The organism is Mesorhizobium sp. M0217 (genome assembly GCF_040321955.1).
Taxonomy (GTDB): Bacteria; Pseudomonadota; Alphaproteobacteria; order Rhizobiales; family Rhizobiaceae; genus Mesorhizobium.
Genome location: NZ_JAMYSN010000005.1, coordinates 110,081 through 133,735, shown reverse-complemented (window position 1 = coordinate 133,735; position 23,655 = coordinate 110,081). Strand labels below are relative to the sequence as shown.

Below are 23,655 nucleotides of genomic sequence, written 5' to 3'. Positions count from 1 at the left end.
CGGCTCGAATCCCGCAAAGCTGACACCTTCGCTCGCCCGGCGTTCTGCCGGGCTAGCCCCGCCGGCGACTGGCCCGAATGGCAGCAAAGGTTACCGGACGAAACCCCCATGCGTCGACGCCGACATCATGCTGGCGCGTCATCGGCTTCAGACGACCGTGCGAATGACCGTGCAGGTTTACCGATCTCTTGCCGATCTGGTTCCAGGTGCGAAAAGGATAGTGGCACAGAACCAGCAAGCGGCCCTCGACAAGAAGCTCCATGTAGTGGTGCACGCTCGCCCAGGCCGGGTCGCCAACGGTGGCAGCGCTGTCATTGTTGCCAATTATCAGGTGCTTGGACCCGTTAAGAGACGACAGCAGTGAAGACACGGTCTCGGCTGGACCCTTGGCGAAATCGCCGAGGTGCCAGACCTCGTCGTTCGGGCCAACGGTTTCGTTCCAAAACGCAACCAGCGCCTGGTCATGCTCTACCAACGAGGCGAAGGGACGCCGGTCGAGGCGCAGAATGCGCGGATCGTTGAAATGCGTATCGGAAGTGAAGAAGATCATGCGCCGCGGCCGGCTGCGATGCGCGTTTGGCGGTCACCTCTAACTGCCGGAGCGCTCTTCGGCTTCATCATCGATCCCGATCGGGGCTTCCCTGAGCATCTTGAGTGCCTCTTCCTTCGTAAGGCCGCACTTGCGCGCGAAGTAGAGCGCCTCGATCGCCTTTTCGCGATCCGCCGTAGATTTTGCGTGCTGTTTGGGCTTTTTGCCCATCGTTCTCTGCCACCTTCCGAGGCCACCAAACCATCACAATGCCGCGTTGTTCCCGTGCATGGGCTGACCTGACGGACTGCGCGAATGCCGATGTCGCCGACACCGCGCGAGCCCCCCGGACAGCGCGTATATCAGCCGGCTCGCGACAACGGTGGAGCGACTCCAACCCCGACAGCGTGAATTCAAACGAAAGCCCGCGCCGTGGGAGGGGCCGGCGCGGGCGATCGGGCTACCGATCTTGCAGCGCGGGGGTCGACCGCTGCATGGCTCGAACTGTGCAAGCGAGCATTTGTTCCGGGCCGCATGCAAAGCATCGGCGTTTCATTTGCATCCTGGGGGACACAACCAGCATTTCGCTTCAGTCCGCCGCCGATGTGGGAGGATGAATACCGCCTTGCGCTAATTCGTCCGCCCTGGACACGAAACCAACCGCGCATTGAGCGCGTAGCTTCGGCGATTTAAAAGCACCTGCACTGGAATATTTCCGGGCGCATGGAACATCTCCGGCCGCTGATGTTTAGGCCAGAATGACGATGATCTCTGTTCTTACAATGATTTACTCTCTCGCCATCTTTATCGGCGCGAAGCGGCGCAACCTCTTGGTGAATGCGAAACTCGATAGAGTTTTGCGCAATATGGCTGGCGCAGAACTGAATCAACGTGGCCAGTAAACCGCAACAGCGCCGGTTCCAGTTCACAGCCAGTGTCCTCGCGGCCGCTACTTCAGTTCGGGTGGCAAGCGGCTCGGCAGGACTGCAAGGACCGCCCCCTCTGGGCTGGCTGGTGCACGGCCGATCCGATTTAGTCGATGACGGCGGGGCACGATGCTCCCGCAGTGCGACGTGCTGGCTCGAATTGCGGGGCCGCGTCCAAGATCCGCGCACGGGGCACGCACCTTTAGGTCCGGCCCACGCGAGTGGCTTCGGAGGACCTATCCATGAACGATGATGATCCTATAGATTCGCTCGCCAACGCAATTCGTCATCGCAGCGCAATTTTGTTTGTGGGGGCGGGGGTATCGATCAGCGTCGGACTTCCGTCTTGGGAGAAGCTCATCGAGCGAATGGCAAAGGAGCTCGGCGTCGACGATGAATTTTCCACGCGACGCGATCGTTTTCAGACCTTGGCCGAATACTATCGGATCAAGCATGGCAGCATCGGACCACTTCGCAGTTGGATGGACAGAAACTGGTCTGTCGCCAAGGAACGGATCGAGAAATCGGAATTGCACCGTCTCATCGTGACGCTCGATTTTCCCGTCATCTATACGACGAACTATGACCGGAACCTGGAACTCGCTTTTGAAATCCACGGTCGAGAGTACGTGAAAGTGGCCAACGCACGGCACGTTGCGCAGGCCCGTCGAGGCGTAACGCACATCGTGAAATTTCACGGCGACTTTGACGAGGACTCTTCCCTTGTCCTCACCGAAACCGACTATCTTGACCGCCTGTCCTTCAATTCTCCCCTTGATGTCCGCTTTCGTTCCGATGCTCTCGGCAGCACGATCCTGTTCATTGGCTATAGCCTCTCCGATCCAAACATTCGGCTGCTGTTGCACCGGCTTTGGCAGACCTGGCACCGGTCTGGATATGAGAAAGATCGTCCCCCTTCGTTCATCTTCATGCCCAGCCGCAACCCTGTGGAGGAGGCCGTGCTTGGGCGCTGGGGTATTTCGGTGCTCGTTGGCGCAGGTGATGATCCTGAAGCCGGTCTGACGGACTTCCTCAGGCGTTTGGTGGAAGCGGTGGCGGTGACCTGAGGCGCGCTCCCCAGTGGACTGCAGTCGGGTTTTCTCAGGTGCGCGGTGACCGACGCACCAGGCGGTAGCCGACAGGCGCCAGATCGGCGACTGTTGGAGCCACGACTTCCACAATCAATCCCGCCGCCTCATCTTGGCGTGAAGTCGATCTCCGGCGTCAATTGCCGGCAATATGCACAAACCAGGTCAATCGTCGTTTGCACATCATCCAAGCAAACAACTTCGGACGGGGTATGCATGTAACGCAAAGGCACGGAGAGCACCCCACTTGCGACGCCGCCGCGGTTCTGCTGCATGACACGCGCGTCGGTAGGGCTTGAGCTGCCCACCGCCTGAAGCTGATAAGGTAGGCCCTCTTTCTCGGCCACCGACTTCAGCAGTTTGAACACCACCGGGTTGGTGTTCGCGCCTTGAGTGATTGCCGGCCCTTTCCCAAGGTCCAGTTTGCCCTGATCCTCGGCGCGAGCGCGCGGATAGTCCATTGCCACGCCCATATCGATTGCGAGGCCGGTTCGAGGCGCGATATTGAACGCCGAGGTCATCGCGCCTCGGGACCCAATTTCCTCTTGAACCGTACCCAGGATATAGAGGCCCACGCCGGGGTGAACGCCTCCCTCCTCGGAGAGGCAGCGCAGGACCTCGGCGCCGATGAGGAGGCCAACCTTGTTGTCGAACGCTCGTCCGACAGCAAGGTTGCCCTGTAGCGCCGCAAACTCGCCGTGGATAGTGACCGCGCTGCCGACCTCTACGACCTTCAACGCTTCCTCTCGCGAACTCGCGCCGATATCGATCCATAGTTCCATCAGCGAGGGAGTTTGAGACGTGTCAGAGGCTTTGAAGGTCTGGATTGCTTTGCGACCTACGACGCCCAGGATCGGCTCCTTGCCGTGCACCCAGACACGCTGGCCGATTTCAGTGGCAACGTCCGTTCCACCTATGGTGCTGAAGAAAAGAAAGCCGTCATCGTCGATGTAATGGACGATGAAGCCGACCTCATCCATGTGCCCGGCATACATGAAGCGCATAGACGCCTCAGGATTGATGATCGCCGTGACATTGCCCATGACGTCCGTCGTCAACCTGTGGGCATACGGACGAACATACTCGCGGAAAAGCTCCGCTACGGGTTGCTCAAAGCCGCTCGGCGACGGGGTCGCCACAATTTCCTTCAAGAACTTGAGTGATTCATCGCGCATCATGCTGACTTTCACGGTTCAAGGGGTGGAGGGCCATTCGAGCATGGTCATACTCGTCGGGCTTCGCGCCAATTTTGGCCTTCTTCGGTGCGATCGCCCGCGAATTGGTCAGCCCAAGGCAGGTTGTGGAGCCAGGCTTCGCGCCGGGGGGTCCAAAGCTCGTATGTCGGGAGAAGGTCGTTTGGCGCATCGTCGAGAGTGCCGATCATGATCTCGGCTTCGTCGTCGCGGAGATTCACCACGCGCGACCCGCATGCCGGACAAAAACCTCTGCCGTTGAACGCCGCAAGCTCGCCCTTGCACTGGTAAGCCGACCGTGGCCACACGGCAAAGGCACTGTAGGTGCTGCCGCTGGTTCGCTTGCAATCCTGGCAATGACACAAGCCAACGCGCAACGGCGCGCCGGCAACAACATACCTCACAGACCCGCAAAGACAGCCGCCGGTCCGCTCTATCTTGTCAACCTCGTCGTTCATGGTCGCCGCCGACATGAGTGAGGGGAAACGTGTTGGACTCCGCTCTGCCGTTTCCATCGAGGCATCAAGTTAATGGGCAATGTCTTCAACAAGGCCTAGCTCCAAAGCTCTTGCTGCCATCAGGTAGCAGCTGTTCAGGGCATGGTCGCGCAGCTCTTCCAGCGATGTTCGAGAACCTTGGACGAGATCGGCGAACCCTTCATTCTCGAGTCGCTCTGCCGTTTCCAACAGCGCAAGTTGTTCGCGAACGATCTGAAGACAGCTTCGAATTGGTCCATTCAGAACCAAGTCTTTCTCAAGCCTTCTTTCATGAATCAGCAGGACTGCTTGCGGGCAAAGGAACCTGCAGGCTTTCGGGAAAGCGGCAAGGACCGTTACCCCGGCAGAGTAAACCGTATTCTTGCCAATGATGTAGCCGTTGCGGCCCGAGTGTTTCAGAAAAAGTTTGAACTCTAGAGCTAGACGTCGCGCGCCGTCGGCGTCGCCTCCGGGCGTGTCGATTTCAACGTAGAGATCGTCTTCCCCGGAACGCACGGCTTTCAAATCGTCCAAGGCTTTGGTGACGACAGTGTCATCAATCAAGCCGTGTATACGCAAGTTTGGATCGAACAAAAGCCGGTGAAGGTCTGGAGCGGGCGGCGGGGAGACGGTGTGTTCGGCTGACTGGGGCAACAGGTCCATATAGGCATCCTCATTATGGGGCCGAACTTAGTTGGTACCCTTTTGTTCCCTTGAGGGAGTTCGAGCGGTGGTGATCACAGCCGCGTCTCTCAGCGGCTGTGGAGCTCCCTCTTTCATTGCAGATCCTTTTCGCACCAGGCCCGGTAGAGGCACCTCAGCCGCTAGGTTGGCTCCATGGGCATATCGGGCATTTGCCGGAGCTGACGCAGTCGCTTTGCTGATTTCTGCTACGTCCGGGACCAGTCCTGTGGACGGTTGAACTCGACGGCCTCAATGGTTCCCGGCTGCTGCCTTCCGGACCCCCCGCGGTCGGGCTATTTTTCCTGGCCGTGCCATTTTTCCGGGGGGCTGAAACAAACAGCTTTGTTGGCAGTTCTAGCGTCCGGAGCACCGGCTCCGCGCGGCGCGGCCGAGCGGCCGGGGCTGTCCGGCAGGAGGTCCAGCAATGTCTCACGATATGCAAAGACGATTTGCAACGCGCTTGATCGCGGTTGCGCTGATGCTCTCGGCCAGTGGCGTGGCGCCTGTCCTGGCCCAGGATACCCCGACCGACTTCACAGCGATCATCCAGCAGAAATTGCCGGCCGTGGTCGCGATCACGACCCGGGAGGTTGTCCAGGACCAGACGACGGCGGGCGACTTTACAAGTCCGTTCGACGGCCAGGGCCTCGGACCCGTTCAGCCGCAGGTGAGGGAGGCGCTTGGCTCCGGATTTGTGATCAGTGCCGACGGCTACATCGTCACCAACAACCATGTCGTTGCCGATGCGACAGAGATCCATGTCGTATTTTCCGACAAGGAAACGGCGCCGGCGCAATTGGTCGGCCGTGACCCCGCCACCGATATAGCGGTGCTGAAGGTCGACCCGCGGCCCAACATGACCACGACCAAATGGGGTGACTCGGATGCAATGCAGCCGGGCGCATGGACAATCGCGATCGGCAGTCCCTTCGGGCTCGGAGGGACTGTCACTGTCGGCGTTCTTTCGGCCCGCTCGCGAGACATTCAAGCCGGGCCGTACGACGATTTTCTCCAGACGGACGCGTCGATCAACCGAGGCAACTCGGGCGGTCCGCTGTTCAACGCACGTGGCGAGGTGATCGGCGTCAACACCGCCATCGTCTCGCCGTCCGGCGGCAGCATCGGGATCGGGTTTGCGGTGCCATCGCGCACCGCCCAAAGCATCGCCGACCAGTTGATCAGAACCGGCCGGATCGAGCGTGGCTTCATCGGGGTCCGCCTGCAGGACATCACGCCGTCGCTGGCTGAGGCCCTCGAGATGAAGGATGACAAGGGCGCGCTGGTTGCTTCGGTCGAGCCCGGCAGCCCGGCGGAGAAAGCCGGCTTGAAGCCGGGTGACGTGATCACCCGGTTCAACGGCAAGGGCATTGAGGGTGTCCATGACCTCACGCTTGCGACGGCTAGCCAGAAGCCTGGCAGCAAGGCCACTCTGACACGGAGTAACGGCGGCAAGGACCAGGAGATCGCGCTTGTCATCGGTGAGCGCAAGGATGCGGAGGTGAAGACCGGCGCTGTTCCCGACAAGAAGTCGGCGGCCGAAGGCCTCGGCCTATCCCTCAGCCCGATTCCGGATCAGGCGCGTCAGCAGCTAGGCATCAAATCAGGAACAACCGGCGTCTTCGTCGTGGAAGTGGTTCCCGATGGCCTTGCCGCCCGGAGCGGATTGCAGCCCGGCGATGTCATCATATCGGCCAACAATCGCCGCGTGACGGAGCCTTCGGATATCGTCGAGGAGTGGGCGAACTCTCGCCGGCAGAGCAAGCCCATCCTGTTTCGGCTGGAAAGGCAGGGGCAGTCCGTGTTCGTGGCGGTCGCCGGGAAATGACCGTCTCCAGGACGGCCATGTGACTGCACCAGGATCCGCTTGCGGATCCCGCTCCAAGGGTGTCGGACCCCAGGTGCACCGGGGAAGCATCGCCGCAGAAAGTCTGCGGGATGCGCTCATCGGCCGGGTGCGCACGCGCACTGATTCTGCAGCGCCATCGTGCTCGAAGGCGCTCGCCATCCTCAGGCAGTTTCGCGCCTTGCCGTAAGCCGTGCCTGGAGAAGGACGACGACGAGCAAAAACAGCCCGCGGATCACCGACTGCCAGTAGGCTGACAGCGAAATCCAGCCCATGCCGTTTTCGAAGTTCAGGACGTTGAAAAGGATGCCGAGCAACAGCACGCCGGCCAGCGTGGTCAACACCGAGCCAGAGCCGCCGGTCAGCAGCGTCCCGCCCACGACGACCGCTGCGATGGCAAACAGTTCCCAGCCGACGCCCTCGATCGGCTGGCCTGCGCCGAACTGAGAAGCGAGGACGACGCCGGCGAGCCCGGCCAGGCACCCGCTTGCGACATAGACGAGAAATTTGACGCCGTCCGTGCGCAGCCCCATCAGCCGCGAGGCATCCTCGCCGCCGCCGATGGCCAGCACCGTCCGTCCCGTGCTGGTGTAGTTCAGGACCACTGAGCCGACGGCATAGGCAACCAGGGCGATGACTGCCGGAATCGGGAAAATCCAGAAATTCCCTTGGCCGATGGCGGTGAAACCCGAATCGTAAGACACCGAAACGGTCTGGTTGCCGGCCAGAAGCAGCGCCGAGCCGCTTGCGGCCAGCATGGTGGCAAGCGTGGCGATGAAAGGCATCAGGTTGCCGCGCGTAACCAGGAGCGCGTTGATCAGCCCGGCTGCCAGGCCGGCGCCAACGCCCGCTGCAAGGCCTGCCACGATGCCGTGCGGGCTCGCCAGGGCTGACGCGACGCTGCCCAAGGCGGCGACGGAGCCGACGGACAGGTCTATGCCGCCGGTCATGATCACGAAGCACATGCCGAGCGCGACGAGCGCGAACATCGAGTTGTAGCGCAGAACGCTCATCACGTTGAAGAGGCCGAGGAAGCGGTCGTAGCGCAGGAATCCGAACAGGACGAGGGCTGCAAGCGCGATGACGACACCGTAAGTGCCGATGATGCGAACCAGTCTGGCGCTGTTCATGGATTACACCCGGTGTTGCTGCTGCAGCCAGACGGCGAATGCGATGATGCCGGCCTTGACGACGAGCGCAGCGGCGTCGGGTACGCCATTGGCGAGCAGCGTGTAGCGCACCAACTGGATGGTCAGTGCGCCCAGCAGGGTGCCGATGATTGTGGCCTTTCCGCCACTCAACAGCGTGCCGCCCACCGCGACCGCCGCGATGGCGTCGAGTTCCATGCCCAGCCCCACGAGATTGGCGTCGCTGGAGGAGTTGATCGCAATGACGACGAGACCGGCTAGCCCCGCGCACAGGCCGCTGATCGCATAGACAGCGAGCTTGATCCTCGATACGGCGATGCCGGCGAGTTCAGAGGCCTTTTCATTGCCGCCGACCGCCAGGATGCTTCGCCCGAACACCGTGCGGTGAAGGGCCCAAGCGGCCACCGCAACCAGCACGGCCATGATGATGACCTGCGCGGGAATGCCGAGCGGGCGGGCAAGTCCGATCCACTGGAATTGCGGCACGCGGAAGGTCTGCAGATTGCCGTTGGTCATGACCTGCGCGATCCCGCGCCCGGCGATGAACAGCACGAGCGTTGCAACAATAGGTTGGATGCGGAAACGCGAGACCAACCAGCCATTGAACAGCCCGAACAGGCCGGCGACGAGGATCGAGGCAATCATCGCGACGGCTACCGCCAGATAGATGTTTCCGACCGGGAAGATCGTGCCCATGAAGATCATCGGCGCCAATGCGCCGGAGATCGCCATCAGCGAACCAACCGACAGGTCGATGCCGCCGGTGGCGATCACCAGGGTCATCCCCACCGCGACGATCACAATCGTGCAGACCTGGGTTAGGTTGACGTTGAGTGTCTGCAGCGTCGCGAAATTGCGCGTATAGGCAAGGTTGAAGACCACCAGCAGCACAAGCGCGATCACCGTGCCGTAGCGCGCCAGGAAACCGAACACATCAAAGCGGCGGTTTCCAGCGTCGTTGGCTGCGGATGGTGTGGCCAGATCGCTCACGCTGCCTCCTTCGCCGCGCCGCCATGCGCCATCGCCGCGAGCACGTCCTCCTCGTCGGCTGCCTGGCCTTCCAGTTCGGCCACCCTCACTCCTTCGCGCAGCACGAATATGCGGTCGGCTCCTTCCATCACTTCCTCGAGTTCTGAGGAGATCATCAGCACGCCGAGCCCGTCATCGGCAAGCTTGCGGATGAGGCGCTGGATCTCGGCCTTGGCCCCGACATCGATGCCGCGCGTCGGCTCATCGAGAATGAGCAGCTTCGGGTTCATTGCCAGCCAGCGGGCAAGCAGCACCTTTTGCTGGTTGCCGCCCGACAACTCGCGGACCTTCTGGTTAGGCCCCGAGCATTTGATGTCGAGTTCACGAATGAAGCGCTCGACGATCTCCTTCTGCCGGGCCTCGTTCAGGATGCCATTGCGGCTGATTTTCGGCAGCAGTGCCAGTGTTATGTTCTCCGCGACGGTCATTTCCGGCACGATGCCCTCGGCCTTGCGGTCCTCAGTGCAGAAGCCCATCCCTGCGGCGATGGCATCGGCGGCACGTGCGGGATGGTAGGACGCGCCCTCCATCGTCATCTCGCCTGCGCTCCGGCGGTCGGCGCCGAATACGAGGCGGGCTGTTTCGGTGCGGCCGGCGCCGAGCAAGCCGGCAAAGCCGGCGATCTCGCCGCGGCGCAGGTCGAAGCTCACGTCACGCACCAACTGGCCGGCCGCCAGCCCTTGCGCGGTAAACAGCACATCACCGATCCTCGACCGATCGCGCTCGCCGAACGCGGTCGCGTGGCCTTCGACGGCTGCGACGTCGCGGCCGAGCATGGCCGCGACCAGCTCCAGCTTGCCGATGTCGCTCATCGCCGCGCTTCGCACCGTGCGGCCGTCACGCATGATCGTGACCCGGTCGCAGACCTCGTACAACTCGTCGAGCTTGTGGCTGACGAACAGAACGGAGACGCCGTCGGCCTTGAGCTGACGGATAACGCTGAACAAGACCGAGACTTCACGCTCGTCCAGCGAGGAGGTCGGCTCATCCATGATCACGAGGCGGGCGGAAAAGCCGATGGCGCGGGCGATCGCCACCATCTGCTGCGTGGCGGTGTTGAAATCGCTGAGCGGGCGGCGCACGTCGATGCCGATCGAGAAGCGGCTGAGCAGGCGCTCGGCTTCCGCATGCATCGCGCTCCAGTCGAGCAGGCCGCGGCGGCGCTTCTCGCGTCCAAGGCAGATGTTCTCGGTGACCGAGCGCAGCGGTACGAGATTGATCTCCTGGTAGATGGTGCTGATGCCGCTGACCTGGGCCTGATGCGGAGACCCAACCTCGAACGGCTTCCGTTCGAACAGCACCTGGCCCGCATCCCGGCGGTAATAGCCGGTGAGCACCTTGATAAGTGTCGATTTGCCCGCACCGTTCTGGCCGATGAGTGCGTGGATCTCGCCCGGAAGAACCTGGAGCGAGGCATCGGCCAGGGCAGGGATGCCGGCAAAACGCTTCTGGATGTCACGCATGTCCAGGAGCAGCGCGGCTTGGTCCGGCTGAGCGGTCATCGTCAAACTCCCAAACCCTACCCGCCGGAGCGGGTAGGGCAGCTGGAAAGAGAGTGGATATCAGAACGCAATATCGAAGTCTTTCTTCGCGTTCGTGGCGTCGAAGAAGGCATCCTCGTTCTTGATGAACGGCGGGATCTTCTTGCCGGCCGCATAGTCGGCCATCGTAGCGAAGGCCTTCGGCCCGAACAGCGGGCTGCAAGCGCAGATAGCGCCGATCTTGCCGTCAATGATCGCCTGGACGCCTTCCTTCTCGCCGTCGATCGACAAGATCAGCACATCCTTGCCCGGGGTCTTGCCGGCTGCTTCCAAAGCGGCGATGGCGCCCAGCGCCATCTCATCATTGTGCGCGTAGATGATATCCGCATCAGGGTGCGCCTGAAGCAGCGTCTCGGCGACCTGCCGGCCCTTGTCACGGGCGAAGTCGCCGGACTGCGATGCCAGGATGGTGAACTGCGAGTGCTTGGCGATGAAATCGTCGAAGCCTTTCTTGCGGTCGGTAGCGGCCGAGGCTCCGGTCGTGCCTTCCAGCTCGATGATTTTCGACTTGCCATTGGCGTTCTTGACCAGCCATTCGCCGACGCGGGTCGCCTCCTCGATGAAATCCGAACCGATGAAGCAGACATAATCCTCGCCCGGCTTGGCCATGGTGTGATCAACGTCGCGGTCGACCAGAAACACCGGTATGCCGGCATCGCGCGCGGCAAGAATGACCGGCACCAGGGGCTTGTCTTCGCGGGGCGGCAGGAAGATTGCGTCGACGCCCTGCGCGATCATCGAGTTCACGTCGGAGGCCTGCTTGGCCGACGAACCGGCGGCATCCGTGTAGACCAGCTGATGGCCGAGCTTGGCGGCTTCGTCCTGCATGCTCTTGGTCTCGGCAAGGCGCCACGGATTGTTGCTTTCCGTCTGGGCGAAACCGACCTTGTACTTGTCCTTCTTGGCGAGTGGCGGGAGCGCCGCGAAGGCGCGTGAGCCGAGTGTCAGCGCGACCGCGCCGGCGGCGGAGCCAACCAGTAGTTTTCGACGGGTAATGATCATGCTCTTTCCTCCTTTATTGTCGCTTTCAGCGACTGTGTAATTTCCTCACGATATCGGCCCAGACGGCTTCGGCGATGACGCCGTCGGCAAGCTGGATCCGGCGCTATGCCGCCTCCAAAATAAAGTCGGCGCAGCGGTCGCCCAGCATCATGGCGGGCGCCGCCGTATTGCCGGCATTGATGTTGGGGCAGGCCGACATGTCGGCAACCCGCAGATTGTCTATTCCGCGCACGCGAAGCGCCGCGTCCAGCACCGCCATCCGGTCGCTGTCCGAGCCCATCCGGCATGTCCCGGCCGGATGGTAGTTGGTCTTCACAAAGCGCTTGCAATGCTTTGTCATGGCTTCGTCGCTGAGATCATCCTGGCTTGGCACGGCAATGGCCTTGACCCGATCGGCGAGCGGCTTGGTCTGAAAAACCTGCAGGAAATAACGCTGGCCGGAGATCATTTCCCTCATGTCGTCGGGATGTTTAAGGAGGTTCGGCGAAACGATCGGCATGTCCTTCGGATCCGCCGAACGCAGCCTCACGAAACCGCGCGACTTTGGCTTCACCACCACTGTCGTCACGGTAAGCCCATAGGTGTTCTCGACCAAGGTCAGGATATCGCGGTCCAGATAGACGTGCGGTACGCAGAAGGCCTGGATCGTCGGTTCGCCCTCGGGATCGGCCGGATTGACGAAGGCTCCGGCCTCCACCCCCGCTGACAGGATCGTGCCGGTGCCGAAGAGCTTGAAATGCAGGCCGTTCCTGATCATCCTCCAGCCTTGGCCCTGCCTGAAATAGCCGTATGGGCCGTTTGCGGTGGCGATGATCGGCACCTCCGGATGGTCGATCAGGTTTTCGCCGACCCCGGGCAGGTCGGCGACGCAGGAAATGCCGTGCCCGGCAAGCGCCTCGGCGGGGCCGATGCCGGACAGCATGAGCAGTTTCGGCGAGACGAGGGCACCGGACGAGACGATCACGTCGGCATCCGCATGGACGGTATGCTCGGCGCCCGACGCATCCGAATAGACGACGCCGGTGACCCGACCGTTTTCGATCAGCAGCCGGCTGACTGTGCAATTGAGTTTCAGCGTCAGCTTGGGATCATTCGTCAGCGGCTCGATGAAGGCATAGGCGGCGCTGCTGCGCTTTCCCCGCCGGTTCATGAACTGGTAGAAGCCGACCCCGCGCTGCGACGGTCCGTTGAAGTCATGGTTGTACGGCAATCCAAGGCCTTGGACGGCCTGGACGAACCAACGGGAAACATCATCGATGTGGCCTGGATCCGAGACCAGCAGCGGACCTTCGCTGCCATGCAGTTCGCCGCCGAGGCGGTTGTTTCCCTCCATGCCGGTGAAATGCGGCAGCACCGCCTGCCAGTTCCAGCGCACGCCGGCATTGTTGCCGCGCAGCAGTTCGTCCCACTCCTCATAATCGGCCGAGCGGCCTCGCATGTAGACCTGGGCGTTGACCGAGGTGCCGCCGCCCAGCACGTTGCCTTGCGAGATTTCATGGACGCGGCCGTCGAGATGGGCCTGCGGCTCGGTGCGGTGATAGCGCATGAATTTCGAGCCGTTGATCATCTTGAAGATGCCGGGCGGCATGTCGAGCAAGGGATGATGATGGGAATGGCCGGCCTCCAGCAGCAGGGTTCGCCGTCCCGCTTTGACAAGCCTTGCCGCCGCGACGCAGCCGGCTGCTCCGCCGCCCACCACGATATGGTCGTAGGACTGCGTCATGCTTCCGGCGCCTCACGGCTTTCGAATGTACCGCGGACATACTCCCAGGCCGCCGAGAGGTGGTTGAGCAGCGCCCGCTCGGCGCCGTCAGGATCTCGCTCAATGATGGCCGTGCAGATTTCACGATGGCTGAGGAAATTCACGCGGTTGCGCTCGGGCGACCGTGGCATGCGCATCCAATGCGGCGACAGCCATGCGGTAAATGCCTTGTGCACGACAGGCAGCACCGGGTTGCGCGCGATGTCATAGAGCGCTGCGTGGAACGCCACGTCCGTCGCATAGAATTTCTCGGAATCCGGGATGGCCGCCTCGTTCATCGCCAGCGCCGCCCTCAGGGCTGTGACGTCATCCTTGCGGGCATGGATGGCGGCGTTGCGCGCCAGCGACGCCTCGAGGAAGACGCGCATGTCGTAGAGGTTCTTCACGCCCGCCTGGTCGCTCAGCAGATGTCCTACAATGCCGTCGAGGGCGCCGAGCGCGGCATCCAGGCCAGGCCGGCGCGCCACGGGCCGGAACCGCGGACGCGCTTCCACCAGGCCGCGGCTGGCCAGGCGCGCAATCGCCTCACGCACAACGCCCCGGCCGACACCATACTCGATCATCAGTTCGCGCTCGGCCGGCAGGTAGCTGCCGTCGCCAAGCCTTCCGGACGTGATGTCGGCCTCTATGCCGGCCACCATCGCGTCGGCCGCGCGGGCGGCGAGAATAGCCGCGGGCATCTCAGGACGCTCTTCCGTATCCAGCAAGCCTTTTCCTCCCAGATGGTCCTGTTATTAGAAGGTAAATCGGACCAAAGCACAAGCGGTTTGATGCTTTTGTAGGACCAAAAATGACAGACTGGCTTCAGAATCGCTGAAAGATCAACCACATTGTTGCTAGTCAGCGCTGCCGGTGCAATTATGGTCCGATGAAAAAACCTGAATGGAGCGCAGCATGAGCCGCACCGAAATCAAGGAAGTCGAGACCCGGCTGTTCCGGGTCCCACTGCGTGAGGTGATGACCGATGCCAAGCACGGCGCGCACACGCATTTCGAGCTGGTCACCGTCACGCTGAGGCTTGCCGACGGCACCGAGGGCACAGGCTACACCTACACCGGCGGCAGGGGCGGCTATGCGATCAAGGCAATGATCGATCACGACCTCGCGCCGTTCCTCAAGGCTCGCGACACGACGCAGATCGACACGATTTACGACGGCATGCTCTGGCACATCCACTATGTCGGGCGCGGCGGCATCGCTTCTTTCGCGATTTCGGCGATCGACATCGCGTTGTGGGACCTCAAGGGCCGGCGTAGCGGCCTGCCGCTTTGGCAGATGGCGGGCGGGGCCGGGAAGAGCGCCAAGGCCTATCGCGGCGGCATCGACCTAAACTTTACCCTCGATCAGCTTTTGGCCAGCATCGATTCCTATCTCAATGGCGGCTTCACCGGGGTGAAGATCAAGGTCGGCAAGGACGACCTGGCCGAGGATGTGGCCCGGGTGAAGGCAGTTCGCGAGCGCATAGGACCTCATGTCACCTTTATGGTTGACGCTAACTACGCGCTCGACGTCCCGCGAGCGATCGAGGCAGCGAGAGCATTCGCCGCCTACGATCTGCTGTGGTTCGAGGAGCCCATCATACCCGACGACTATGAGGGTTACGCCAGCATTGCCAAGGCGACCGGAATGCCCCTGGCAATGGGAGAAAACCTGCATGTCATCGAGGAGTTCGAGCATGCCTTCGCTTGGTCGAATCTCAGCTACATCCAACCCGACGCCTCCAACTGCGGCGGGGTCACAGGCTGGCTGCGCGTGGCGGCGCTCTCACGCAAGGCTGGCATTCCGGTCTGCAGTCACGGGATGCAGGAACTTCATGTCAGTCTCGTTGCAGGTCAGACAAATGCCGGCTGGGTGGAGGCGCATAGTTTCGATATTGACCTTTACACCACCGAGCCGCTTAGGCTTCAGGATGGTTTGGCGATAGCACCCGACGAGCCTGGAGTGGGCGTTGTCTTCGACTGGCGCAAATTGGCGGATTTTCGCCAATAGCGCCCCCTGAACGGCGGCACGGCCGCATGCATTTTGTCCGGATCCTGATTCCTCGTTCCGGCAACGCGGAGAGCCCTTCGACAGGAAGACTTCGACCGTCTGAAGAACGAATTCGCCGCCGCCGCAGCCAGCGGGCATACCGCTTATCGGATGCCACACTTACATTTGTAATTGCAGCGACGCTTCACCGGCTTTAACTCACGCGATCATAGCAGCGACACGAATGCAGGCGGCCGCCCGAACACCGGCAGAAGCTGCAAGCATTGGGTGCGCCTGCAGGGAGGCGGCGATGGTTGCAACGCGTACGGACACTGCGCATGCGGTTATGGAGGACTTCATTCTATCGCGGCACCGCTCACTGGTCCGCGAAGTTGGATTTTACGAGGCTATGAGTCAAACCCGACAAGCGATCGCCGCATCGCGCGAGGTGCTGAGGCGCTTTCGCGAACGTCAGGGCGACGACACTGCTCGAGCAAAGAATGCAGACCGTGGTCCTGTCGCCGTGTCAGCCTTCGATGCCGACATCATACGCGCTGCATGCCGAGATCTGATCGCGGAGATGAACGTGCCCGAGTGTCAATGGCGCGAGCTGGCGCGAAGTCTGGTGCGCGAATTCGTGGCCTGCGAGGAGACCGAAGCCGGTTTGGTGGATTGGATCGTCCGCCGGCCAGCGATGACGAAGACGGACGAGGCCGGCCGACCGGAGCCAGCCGGCGAGGCGGCGAATGAGCCAGGAGTCAGTCGACCGCAATCAACGCGAGCAAGCAGATCTCCCGGCGACTTGTTGCGCCGAACTGCGGTGGTCCCAGGATCGGAAACTTTGGCGAGCGGCTTGGACACATCTGATCCTCCTCGTTTTTAGGCGTCCGGCCCCGTGTCCGCATTCGGAGACGAATGCGTCCAGCCGACTGTCTAAGGCAGACGGCGACGGCCATGTCGCGTTGCTCCCGGCCTTCGCTCACAAAGGAGCCCAAGCCGGACGCCAACCAGGCTGCATTAGGCCAATGGGAACAATTTGCGCGGGCCGAGCTTGGGCTAGCGTCGTACAGAGGTGCAAGTATGCAAGATAATTTTGACCGAGCTTCATCCGTCGCGGAGGTTGCGGAATCATTCGTGAGATCCCGGAGGCCGTTCTCTGTCGTATCGACCCGGGATGCGGTCACGATTGTCAGGAAACAGGCAGCTTTTTGCGAGCATACGGATGGCGAGCTTGCGGAGTTGGTGGCGGCAATTGCGGTCAGGCATGGTCGATTGGTCGCGTTCGATCTTGATCTCGACGACACAGGCTTGGAGATCGGTCGCGCAGCATAGCCAACGCCTCACGCAATGAGATAGCCACCGTCAACCGGCAAAATTGCCCCAGTGATGAATCCCGCGAGCGGCGAACACAAGAACAAGGCGGGGCCGGTCAGGTCGCCCGGCGTACCCCAGCGACCCATCGGAGTGCGTTTCATCAATTCCGCGTTGCGAGCTGGATCGGCCCGTGGCGCGGCGGTCATGGCGGTCTCGATCCAGCCAGGCGCCAATGCGTTTACGCGGATGCCATCCCCGGCATAGGCGATGGCGAGCGACTTGGTAAGTTGCACGATGGCGCCCTTGGATGCGGCGTAAGCCGGCGCATGAGCCGCGCCGAAAAACGCGAACATCGAGGCGATGTTGACGATGGCGCCCCCGTTCGAGAGTGCCCCTCGGAACGCGCTCGCACTCCGCATGGAGCCGGTGAGATTGATATCGACCACCGTTTCGAAACCCTGGACAGTGAATTCGGCGGCGCGCAGGTTTACCCCTGCGCAATTTACGAGCGCTGCAACGGATGTGAACTGACTGGAATATCCTTCGACCGCAGTCATGTCCCGGACGTCGAGTACTGAATACGAGACGGCGGTGCCGTATGCACGAGCGGCCGCTACCTCGGCGGCCGTGGCCCCCGTCGCGTGGACAATTGCCCCGGCCTCGGCGAACGCCATGGCGATGCCGTTTCCGATACCTGTCGTGCCTCCGGTAATGACGACGGTCTTGCCCGCGAAGAAGGGCATGGCCCATATGGAGTCGGTCACCAATATCTCCTCGTTTCGCCTCTGTGGCGGACCGCGAACTCACCGCAGCGGAAGGCAAACGGGCGGATGTCTACCGTACGAATTGATCGACGAAATCGTCACCGAGACCCACGCTCGCATAGTGATTTCTGCACATGTCGATCTTGGTGAAAACGTCCTCGAAACCAATCTGCTTGTTATCCTTGTCCAGGTAAACCATGCAGCCGGAGATGTTGAAGAAGGTGATCATCTCGGGCACGTCGCTTGGAACCGTGAGCGTGTGGATTTCACCGGGCGGCTCGAAAACGTAAGATCCGGTCTCTGCCGTCCAGTCGTGTTCAAGATAGTGCCAACGCCCCTTGATCACATAGCCATGCACGGGGGCCGGATGCAGATGACGGCTTAATATCCCGGCCCGGCGTACGCGGAGCAGATTGCACCACTGCCCTTGCATTGTGTTGAGCATAAGTGGTCGGAACCACACGCCCTCCGCCTGTGGGACCCAGACACGCTCGTCTTCGGGGACGGCAGCGATCGCGATCTCTTTCGGTGCCAGGGGATGGGCGGAGCCGTTGAAGGATTGATACATAGGAACCTCTGTCGCCAATTCATTGGAACGTCCATATCGGCGCGATCCTAACAACTGGGCCGAGTTCTGCCGAGGCGCAATCGGGCGCCCACCCATTGGGAATGTTGTAGGCGCGCACCCGCCCGCTGCCGCGACCGCAAGCGGGAAGGGATTCAGAACGGTCCGTTGGGCGTCGAAGACGATCAGTGGGTTCATTCTTGCCTCATCATGCGGCTATCCGGGAGTGCACCGGGCTGGTACTGGTCTGGAAGCCCCGGTTTCGGGCTTCCAAGGCCAGCAAAGCGAGTTGGACCTCGTCCAATCGCGATGGGCGTGCATTTTCCGGCATGCCTTCGGCGGTGGCCATGTCGATCAGATACTCGTTCCAGGCCCAGTTCTTGAGCACGGCGCGTTTCTCGTCGGGTGCTAGCACTGGGTTATCCACAACCTCCATCGGAGAGGCGTAGAATGTCTCGGGCTCCGACAGCGCCGTCTGTATGTGCGCTGCCTGTGCACCGGCGCCATAGCCGTGGCTTGCCTGGAGCCAAGCCAACTGCAGCCGCTGCCAAACCAGGTCGGAAAAGGCCTGTTTCTCCTCCGATGCATGCTGGCGCGTGACCTTGGCCTGGGAAGCAGGAGGTGCAGCCTGCACGACATAGTTGAGGCCTTGACGCTCGGCATAACGGATCGCCGCTTCCAGCGTCGGAAAGTTCAGTTCAACCTGGGTCAGGGTGTCCCGGCCACCGGTATAGCCCATCAGCGGCTCGATGAACGGGGCTGTGCGGCGTTCGAAGACCAATCGCCAGGCCTTGCGGGGCTTTGCCGAGGTCATGGCCGGGCGGCATGGCTGGTAGATCCGCGCCGTTGCGCCGTCCGGAAACACTGACCGTCCCATTGACAAAGCCGGCCCGTCTAGACGAGGCCGATTGTCATTGTCCGGCCGGACGGACGTCTTGGTTAGGTTTCTGTTGTCGCTGCTTTGAACTGTCTCCATTGCCTGTCCCTCCCGTTATGAAGGGTCGCACGGGCAGCGGCCGTAAGGGCCGCCACCCATACTGCATCCGTCAGTTCTTCCCGTTGATTGCGATCCGCTTGGCCTTCGCCTGCGCCCGCTCGGTCTTGGGCAACGTCACGGTCAGCACCCCGTTCTTGAAGGCGGCGTTGACCTTGTCTTCTTCAACCTCGTAGCCGAGCGGAATGAGGCGCTCGAAGCGACCGTAGAAGCGCTCGGAGAACTGCCGGTCCTTGTCCTCGGTCTCGGAACGCTTCTCGCCTTTAAGCTTGAGCGCCCCATTTTCCAGCAGGACTTCTATGTCGCTCTCGTCCAGGCCAGGTATTTCCGCCGTGACGCGGACTTCCTTGTCCGTGTCGGAGATTTCGACACTCGGCCAACTGGCGGCGAAAGAGGGACCGAAGGCCGGCAGTCTGGCGCCAAAGCTGCGGAAGGCGTCATCGAACAGCCGGTTTACCTCCCGGTGGAGGGAGACGAAGGGGTCTCGATCTCCGTCGGGGAAGAGACTGGGCGCCGAGTTTCCGTTGCCCCGGCCCCATGGGATCAAGTCACGTACGCTCATTGTCTTTCTCCTTTTGTAGGTCTCTGAGTCGGGCGGGACGCCCGGCTCAAGCGAAAGCCTTCATGGTGGATTGCTCAGGCGGCCAGCTTGTCGGTCTCGACCTTGGGCGCCTCGATCTTCGGCATGGGAGCCCCGCTGGAGATTTCGATCTTGCGCGGTTTCATCTCCTGGGGAACCTCGCGCTTGAGATGGATGCTCAGCAGCCCGTTCTCAAGGCTGGCGCCCTCGACTTTGACATGATCGGCCAGTTCGAACCGACGCTCGAAAGCGCGCCCGTTGATGCCGCGGTACAGATACCGGCCGTTCTCATCGCCGGATTGCGACCCGCTCACAACCAGCATGTTGGGCTGGTGGGTGACGGTCAGCTGGTCCTGCGAGAAACCGGCGACCGCCATCGTGATGCGATACTGATCATCATCAACCTTGGCGATATCGCAGGGCGGCCAGTTGTCGAACGAGGCCACACGGCTCGCACTTTCAAGCATGTCGACCATGCGGTCGAAGCCGATGCTGGACCGGTATAGAGGGGTAAAATCGAGGTTTGTCTTCATAGCCACATCCTCCTTGAGCAACATGGACAACAGAAGGCGCCAAGAGCCTTGCCGCCTCCTGGTGTTGCCGGCCCCATTGGGCGGCCGGCGACCATCATTTAGAATCGCGACCTGCACCTTCAAGAGGAAGAATAGGAAAATTTTCATCGGCAATCTGGGCGAACGCACCGATGCCACACCCCTCCCGCCGGCGGGGTCACTCGCCGACGGGTCCATGGTGCAAGAACAACTACGTCGCCCTTAAATCCGATCGACGAATGGTACGAACGCGGCCACTGCCGCGCTGTCACTGCAGTCAGGACCGGCACGCTCATCCGATTGATCCAACTGTTGCAACGCATCCATGATCGTGTCGAAGCTGACCGGTTCACCCGCTCCCGGCAGCATGCGAAGCGCTGGCACGGATTCTACGGCGCAGGCATCCGACGCCCATGACGAAAGAATGGCGCGCTACTCCTGAACAGCCAGGGCAACGTCGGCCAAAACGTCGTGGGGATGTTTGAAATGCCGCGCCGGATGCAGCAAGCGGTCCAGAAAACGTCGGGGGCCACGGGTTCAATCGATGCAAAATAGGTCGAAATGGGTCCTTCCATGGATGGTCCTCCGCTTCAGACAATCTCATGCGAGTTTGGCGGCTCTCGCCAGCGGCTGTCGCGATCACGACCAGGCAGATCATCCAGGAACGACGCTCAACGACTTTCCCTAGGTGATGTCGATACCGAGACTCATCGTCCGGCACCCTGGGCGGCTCGATCACGACCGAAGCGAACGAGCCGTTCGCGATCGAGGGTGGCGATGCTGCACTTCCCCAGATGTTCGGAGCATAGCGAGGGCTGCGGCCTTGGAGCGGCGAGGGGACTTGCCTACATCGCACATGTCGTCGATATGGAGGTCGATGAGTTCGCCGAAGGCTTCAGGCGCGCTAACAGGGCTTTGTCGGCGTCTCACTGCGATCGACTTGGTGTCGGTGCCCCGGCGCCGCGCATCCTCGCGTTGCAGGAAGGTCTCGCTGACGCAGCGTGTGCGGCAGGTTCTAAGGTTCTGATGTTAAACAGATGCTGAAAAATCAAATCAAATGTTTATGAGGGTTCGTGTGCAAATACTGCACACGCAAGTTCCGCTTCTCTTCTTTTTTCGTTCCTACGAGGGAGCTGCCGAAAGGCCTTTTCGGACCCTCTTTTGCCGACGATACTATCCGCTCCAATGCGAATGCTCACCAGGATGTCCGTGAACCTGATTGTTGTCTGCGGCGTCCAGTTTGCTGGGGTTCCTGGAAGCTTTTCGAACTTTCTGCGTCGCGGGTCAGCCCGAATTGCGCTTGCTTATGGACTCGTTAAGCCTGTGGTCGGGAGGCTCGGACCGCACCGGCCCACGATATCGCGTCGGCGGCGCCGCACCTATTAGATCGCTTATGGCTGGCTGCTGCTCAACAGGGCGAACGTCTACGACGCCCGCCTTCCGCATGAGCCAGGCAGGACACAGTTCCTTCAGTACCGATTTGAGATAGTCGACCATGCAAAGGCAACGCGCGTTGCCGCCTGCCGGTTCCGCCGCCGACTTGGCGCTCACATACCGAGCGTTTGAGTGCTTCCGACAGGTCGAGCCGCCTCAGCGAACAACTCAGCCGCTGCTTGCACCTTATCGGCAGCCTCTTCGACCCGATCGAAGCGCGTCAACACACGACATTGGAGCATCGACAACCGCGCCGCATGGTAAAGCTCGCTACGCTTGTGACCGTCCAAGTCCAAGGATTGAAACAGCATCGTCATGGCGAAACCCCTCCCTCCGGTGCCCGGCTCTCGTCGAAGGCCGGGCGGTTAGACTGCGATCAATAGTCGGTGTCATAATCGCTGTTGTCGTCCTGCTGAATGACGACGTGACGGCGGTGATGCATCGGACGGTTGATCGATCCGGTGACCACAAAGTCGCTGGACCGGTGATGATGCCGGCGCCAGGCGCGCTCGCCATTGTCGTAAAACGCCTGCTCGCCATGATGGCGGCGATGGAGACGGTGTCCGTTCCGATAGATGACCACACGGTCGTTATTGTTGTCGTCCCAATAATGGCGGTAGTGATGTCGCTGGGTCTGGACGACGATGCCTTCTTCTGCGGACGCGACCGCAGGCGCAGCCAAGCAAAGCGCCAATGCGCCAAGGATGATGGTCTTCATTTCGAGTTCTCCAAAAACCTAAAACGCCCTTCGGTAAGGAAACTTTGCTCAACGACTTTGGTTCCGGCATCGGTCGAGACGTGCCCATGAGCACCGTGCGCAAACTCGCAGCGATCAGACGCCAACTCGCGCAAATAGCGGCGCTCGTCGCTGAGATCGAAACGGAGTTCGAGGATCGGAGTTCTGGAGATTGGGTCGAGACGGCGGTTGCCGCCGAGGCTCTCGGCCAGAAGATCGGAAAGGTTTCGGCCGGCGCGTCGGCGGCAGATGGAAAGCCGAGGTAGCGGCTATGCGGGAATATTTTCGGCAAACGTGACATACGCGACGGGACGCATCGCGTTTGCGATGGACATAATGGCAATGAACATCGCTGCCAAGACATCTTGCTCTTCGAAAATGGCCAGCGCGGCTTACTTCAGATCAGCACTGAAGCTCCCGAGACCGACCTCGGATTTCGTCGCGGCGGAAAATGCCTACCGCAAAGAGTCCGGCGCTCGGCGGGGTCTGAGCGGCAGGCTCGAAGCACTGAAGATCGAAGCCAACATCGACAACCCTTCCACGGCGAAGATTCCGACGCCCGGCACCGATTCCTCAAGGACCAGACCGGCGGCGGCCGGCACTTCGAGAAGATTGGGGTCACCAGTGCGCAGCCGGCCTTTACAACTGCAGGTCCAATCAGCCGGACATGCGCCGATTTCAACGGCATCACCAGCCAACTGATAGGCGCGAGCATCTCCAATTTCGTGGGGCTGTCGTCCGGCTTTGTGATCTGTTCGGGCTACATCGATGCCATCAACGCTAACAACACTGGCGCAGGCAACGCCGCTAACAATGACATCCTGTGGGTGACGACGCTGGTTATTTGCAAATGGCACTTCTATCCGGAGGCCCATTGGCCAAGGATCGAATTTCGTGTCGTACCCTTGGCAGGTTCCCAGTACTGCCATCTCGACCGGCGTGCCTGTGGTGACGACATGGCGCCACGAAGGCGGGAGCCTCTATTCTCCGTCAATGGCGGCATCGAGGCGTCCGTGGCGTCGGGTAATACCATCAACGATTTGACGACGCGCAAGATGTGCCTCGGCAAATCGGTTGGCGGCTATCTCGACCGCAAGATTTTTGAGCTTGCAACGTTCTCGACGGTACCGAGCGCACCCGAGAGGGACACCGTCATTGCCGATTTCATGGCCCACATCGGTGCAGTCTGATGGTTGCGGCAACCTTCTGGCCATGATGTGCAACCAATCGCGATGCGCTAGTTTATGAGTTTGAAGCCTGCGACTAGACCCACGCTGCGTTCAATCTGGGCAGTGTACAGCCCTTTGTTCGCCACGTTGTCCCAGATGTAGAACACGGCGACAGCGGCAAGGATCAACAGAAATATTCGCATGAACTGCGCCTCGGTAACGTGGTTTGCCCACGGCGCTTAGGCGAGTTGAAGGTTTCGGCCCGAGTCCGCGCGCATCCTCAACACCAGCAGGCGCGTCGCTGCGAATGGCGTCAAAACAATAAGCGCCATCGTGGTGTTGACTAAGAGCGACAGCAA

The 23,655-nt window shown here is 61.2% G+C and carries 24 protein-coding genes; 6 read left to right on the top strand and 18 right to left on the bottom strand.

Annotated elements, in window-relative coordinates; translation table 11 throughout:
* Nucleotides 1-52 precede the first annotated feature (52 nt).
* On the bottom strand, nucleotides 53-550 hold the full coding sequence (locus tag NKJ18_RS11590; RefSeq protein WP_352546245.1) for a metallophosphoesterase family protein: 498 nt from the start codon (nucleotides 548-550) through the stop codon (nucleotides 53-55).
* Between the two features lie 39 nt (nucleotides 551-589).
* Complete coding sequence (locus NKJ18_RS11585; protein ID WP_023672674.1) at nucleotides 590-760, bottom strand: hypothetical protein; 171 nt, start codon at nucleotides 758-760, stop codon at nucleotides 590-592.
* Nucleotides 761-1,697: 937 nt separating this feature from the next.
* Between NKJ18_RS11585 and NKJ18_RS11580 the strand changes: the two genes are divergently transcribed.
* Nucleotides 1,698-2,522, top strand: coding sequence for an SIR2 family NAD-dependent protein deacylase (locus tag NKJ18_RS11580; protein WP_023672672.1), 825 nt, complete (start codon nucleotides 1,698-1,700; stop codon nucleotides 2,520-2,522).
* 128 nt (nucleotides 2,523-2,650) lie between these two features.
* On the opposite strand, the gene NKJ18_RS11575 is transcribed toward NKJ18_RS11580, so the two are convergent.
* From NKJ18_RS11575 to NKJ18_RS11565, 3 genes are all read right to left on the bottom strand, one after another.
* Nucleotides 2,651-3,721, bottom strand: coding sequence for a M42 family metallopeptidase (locus tag NKJ18_RS11575; RefSeq protein ID WP_352758255.1), 1,071 nt, complete (start codon nucleotides 3,719-3,721; stop codon nucleotides 2,651-2,653).
* A 44-nt stretch (nucleotides 3,722-3,765) separates the two neighbouring features.
* Nucleotides 3,766-4,194 (bottom strand): GFA family protein, encoded by a 429-nt coding sequence (locus tag NKJ18_RS11570; RefSeq protein ID WP_050588073.1) that lies wholly within the window; start codon nucleotides 4,192-4,194, stop codon nucleotides 3,766-3,768.
* A 69-nt stretch (nucleotides 4,195-4,263) separates the two neighbouring features.
* Nucleotides 4,264-4,875: an ATP-dependent Clp protease proteolytic subunit gene (locus NKJ18_RS11565; RefSeq protein ID WP_023672669.1), complete on the bottom strand. Its 612-nt coding sequence runs from the start codon at nucleotides 4,873-4,875 to the stop codon at nucleotides 4,264-4,266.
* 445 nt (nucleotides 4,876-5,320) lie between these two features.
* On the opposite strand from NKJ18_RS11565, the gene NKJ18_RS11560 reads away from it, so the two are divergent.
* A complete protein-coding gene (locus NKJ18_RS11560; RefSeq protein WP_023815752.1) occupies nucleotides 5,321-6,721 on the top strand; it encodes a Do family serine endopeptidase in 1,401 nt (466 codons plus the stop codon).
* 182 nt (nucleotides 6,722-6,903) lie between these two features.
* Here the strand turns inward: NKJ18_RS11560 and NKJ18_RS11555 are convergent, their stop codons facing one another.
* The 6 genes from NKJ18_RS11555 to NKJ18_RS11530 form a co-directional block, all read right to left on the bottom strand.
* Entirely contained in the window at nucleotides 6,904-7,869 is a 966-nt protein-coding gene (locus NKJ18_RS11555) for an ABC transporter permease (protein ID WP_023682464.1), read from the bottom strand.
* 3 nt (nucleotides 7,870-7,872) lie between these two features.
* Entirely contained in the window at nucleotides 7,873-8,877 is a 1,005-nt protein-coding gene (locus NKJ18_RS11550) for an ABC transporter permease (RefSeq protein ID WP_023693472.1), read from the bottom strand.
* The gene (locus NKJ18_RS11545) at nucleotides 8,874-10,418 is read right to left on the bottom strand and encodes a sugar ABC transporter ATP-binding protein (protein WP_023707501.1); all 1,545 of its coding nucleotides are present in this window, start codon (nucleotides 10,416-10,418) and stop codon (nucleotides 8,874-8,876) included. The genes NKJ18_RS11550 and NKJ18_RS11545 overlap by 4 nt, the downstream gene beginning before the upstream one ends.
* Nucleotides 10,419-10,478: 60 nt before the next feature.
* Nucleotides 10,479-11,459, bottom strand: a complete 981-nt coding sequence (locus NKJ18_RS11540; protein ID WP_023672664.1) for an ABC transporter substrate-binding protein — start codon at nucleotides 11,457-11,459, stop codon at nucleotides 10,479-10,481.
* Nucleotides 11,460-11,562: 103 nt separating this feature from the next.
* Entirely contained in the window at nucleotides 11,563-13,182 is a 1,620-nt protein-coding gene (locus NKJ18_RS11535) for a GMC family oxidoreductase (protein ID WP_023672663.1), read from the bottom strand.
* A complete protein-coding gene (locus NKJ18_RS11530) occupies nucleotides 13,179-13,928 on the bottom strand; it encodes an FCD domain-containing protein (RefSeq protein WP_023682469.1) in 750 nt (249 codons plus the stop codon). Before NKJ18_RS11530 ends, NKJ18_RS11535 begins: the two co-directional genes overlap by 4 nt.
* 187 nt (nucleotides 13,929-14,115) lie before the next feature.
* Between NKJ18_RS11530 and NKJ18_RS11525 the strand changes: the two genes are divergently transcribed.
* Both NKJ18_RS11525 and NKJ18_RS11520 read left to right on the top strand, forming a co-directional pair.
* The gene (locus tag NKJ18_RS11525; protein WP_023745094.1) at nucleotides 14,116-15,210 is read left to right on the top strand and encodes a mandelate racemase/muconate lactonizing enzyme family protein; all 1,095 of its coding nucleotides are present in this window, start codon (nucleotides 14,116-14,118) and stop codon (nucleotides 15,208-15,210) included.
* A gap of 289 nt (nucleotides 15,211-15,499) precedes the next feature.
* On the top strand, nucleotides 15,500-16,072 hold the full coding sequence (locus tag NKJ18_RS11520) for a hypothetical protein (RefSeq protein ID WP_196814988.1): 573 nt from the start codon (nucleotides 15,500-15,502) through the stop codon (nucleotides 16,070-16,072).
* Between the two features lie 457 nt (nucleotides 16,073-16,529).
* On the opposite strand, the gene NKJ18_RS11515 is transcribed toward NKJ18_RS11520, so the two are convergent.
* The 7 genes from NKJ18_RS11515 to NKJ18_RS11480 form a co-directional block, all read right to left on the bottom strand.
* Nucleotides 16,530-17,267, bottom strand: coding sequence for an SDR family oxidoreductase (locus tag NKJ18_RS11515; RefSeq protein ID WP_245262639.1), 738 nt, complete (start codon nucleotides 17,265-17,267; stop codon nucleotides 16,530-16,532).
* 70 nt (nucleotides 17,268-17,337) lie between these two features.
* A complete protein-coding gene (locus tag NKJ18_RS11510; RefSeq protein WP_352758301.1) occupies nucleotides 17,338-17,835 on the bottom strand; it encodes a 2,4'-dihydroxyacetophenone dioxygenase family protein in 498 nt (165 codons plus the stop codon).
* Between the two features lie 205 nt (nucleotides 17,836-18,040).
* Complete coding sequence (locus NKJ18_RS11505; protein ID WP_352758254.1) at nucleotides 18,041-18,697, bottom strand: NADH dehydrogenase ubiquinone Fe-S protein 4; 657 nt, start codon at nucleotides 18,695-18,697, stop codon at nucleotides 18,041-18,043.
* Nucleotides 18,698-18,878: 181 nt separating this feature from the next.
* Nucleotides 18,879-19,388, bottom strand: a complete 510-nt coding sequence (locus NKJ18_RS11500; RefSeq protein ID WP_023696160.1) for an Hsp20/alpha crystallin family protein — start codon at nucleotides 19,386-19,388, stop codon at nucleotides 18,879-18,881.
* Nucleotides 19,389-19,462: 74 nt separating this feature from the next.
* Nucleotides 19,463-19,939 (bottom strand): Hsp20 family protein, encoded by a 477-nt coding sequence (locus tag NKJ18_RS11495; RefSeq protein ID WP_352758300.1) that lies wholly within the window; start codon nucleotides 19,937-19,939, stop codon nucleotides 19,463-19,465.
* A 1,565-nt stretch (nucleotides 19,940-21,504) separates the two neighbouring features.
* Entirely contained in the window at nucleotides 21,505-21,708 is a 204-nt protein-coding gene (locus NKJ18_RS11485; protein ID WP_023706890.1) for a hypothetical protein, read from the bottom strand.
* A 59-nt stretch (nucleotides 21,709-21,767) separates the two neighbouring features.
* The gene (locus NKJ18_RS11480; protein ID WP_352758253.1) at nucleotides 21,768-22,109 is read right to left on the bottom strand and encodes a hypothetical protein; all 342 of its coding nucleotides are present in this window, start codon (nucleotides 22,107-22,109) and stop codon (nucleotides 21,768-21,770) included.
* A gap of 86 nt (nucleotides 22,110-22,195) precedes the next feature.
* On the opposite strand from NKJ18_RS11480, the gene NKJ18_RS11475 reads away from it, so the two are divergent.
* A complete protein-coding gene (locus tag NKJ18_RS11475; RefSeq protein WP_023707506.1) occupies nucleotides 22,196-22,393 on the top strand; it encodes a hypothetical protein in 198 nt (65 codons plus the stop codon).
* Nucleotides 22,394-22,492: 99 nt separating this feature from the next.
* The gene (locus NKJ18_RS11470; RefSeq protein ID WP_352758252.1) at nucleotides 22,493-23,317 is read left to right on the top strand and encodes a hypothetical protein; all 825 of its coding nucleotides are present in this window, start codon (nucleotides 22,493-22,495) and stop codon (nucleotides 23,315-23,317) included.
* The last annotated feature ends 338 nt before the right edge of the window (nucleotides 23,318-23,655 follow it).

What these genes read in the sequence shown, in the direction of transcription:
- NKJ18_RS11590 (WP_352546245.1), bottom strand. Translation starts at nt 550, where the DNA reads ATGATCTTCTTCACTTCCGATACGCATTTCAACGATCCGCGCATTCTG.
- NKJ18_RS11585 (WP_023672674.1), bottom strand. Translation starts at nt 760, where the DNA reads ATGGGCAAAAAGCCCAAACAGCACGCAAAATCTACGGCGGATCGCGAA.
- NKJ18_RS11580 (WP_023672672.1), top strand. Translation starts at nt 1,698, where the DNA reads ATGAACGATGATGATCCTATAGATTCGCTCGCCAACGCAATTCGTCAT.
- NKJ18_RS11575 (WP_352758255.1), bottom strand. Translation starts at nt 3,721, where the DNA reads ATGATGCGCGATGAATCACTCAAGTTCTTGAAGGAAATTGTGGCGACC.
- NKJ18_RS11570 (WP_050588073.1), bottom strand. Translation starts at nt 4,194, where the DNA reads ATGAACGACGAGGTTGACAAGATAGAGCGGACCGGCGGCTGTCTTTGC.
- NKJ18_RS11565 (WP_023672669.1), bottom strand. Translation starts at nt 4,875, where the DNA reads ATGGACCTGTTGCCCCAGTCAGCCGAACACACCGTCTCCCCGCCGCCC.
- NKJ18_RS11560 (WP_023815752.1), top strand. Translation starts at nt 5,321, where the DNA reads ATGTCTCACGATATGCAAAGACGATTTGCAACGCGCTTGATCGCGGTT.
- NKJ18_RS11555 (WP_023682464.1), bottom strand. Translation starts at nt 7,869, where the DNA reads ATGAACAGCGCCAGACTGGTTCGCATCATCGGCACTTACGGTGTCGTC.
- NKJ18_RS11545 (WP_023707501.1), bottom strand. Translation starts at nt 10,418, where the DNA reads ATGACCGCTCAGCCGGACCAAGCCGCGCTGCTCCTGGACATGCGTGAC.
- NKJ18_RS11540 (WP_023672664.1), bottom strand. Translation starts at nt 11,459, where the DNA reads ATGATCATTACCCGTCGAAAACTACTGGTTGGCTCCGCCGCCGGCGCG.
- NKJ18_RS11535 (WP_023672663.1), bottom strand. Translation starts at nt 13,182, where the DNA reads ATGACGCAGTCCTACGACCATATCGTGGTGGGCGGCGGAGCAGCCGGC.
- NKJ18_RS11525 (WP_023745094.1), top strand. Translation starts at nt 14,116, where the DNA reads ATGAGCCGCACCGAAATCAAGGAAGTCGAGACCCGGCTGTTCCGGGTC.
- NKJ18_RS11520 (WP_196814988.1), top strand. Translation starts at nt 15,500, where the DNA reads ATGGTTGCAACGCGTACGGACACTGCGCATGCGGTTATGGAGGACTTC.
- NKJ18_RS11510 (WP_352758301.1), bottom strand. Translation starts at nt 17,835, where the DNA reads ATGTATCAATCCTTCAACGGCTCCGCCCATCCCCTGGCACCGAAAGAG.
- NKJ18_RS11500 (WP_023696160.1), bottom strand. Translation starts at nt 19,388, where the DNA reads ATGAGCGTACGTGACTTGATCCCATGGGGCCGGGGCAACGGAAACTCG.
- NKJ18_RS11495 (WP_352758300.1), bottom strand. Translation starts at nt 19,939, where the DNA reads ATGAAGACAAACCTCGATTTTACCCCTCTATACCGGTCCAGCATCGGC.
- NKJ18_RS11485 (WP_023706890.1), bottom strand. Translation starts at nt 21,708, where the DNA reads ATGACGATGCTGTTTCAATCCTTGGACTTGGACGGTCACAAGCGTAGC.
- NKJ18_RS11480 (WP_352758253.1), bottom strand. Translation starts at nt 22,109, where the DNA reads ATGAAGACCATCATCCTTGGCGCATTGGCGCTTTGCTTGGCTGCGCCT.
- NKJ18_RS11475 (WP_023707506.1), top strand. Translation starts at nt 22,196, where the DNA reads ATGAGCACCGTGCGCAAACTCGCAGCGATCAGACGCCAACTCGCGCAA.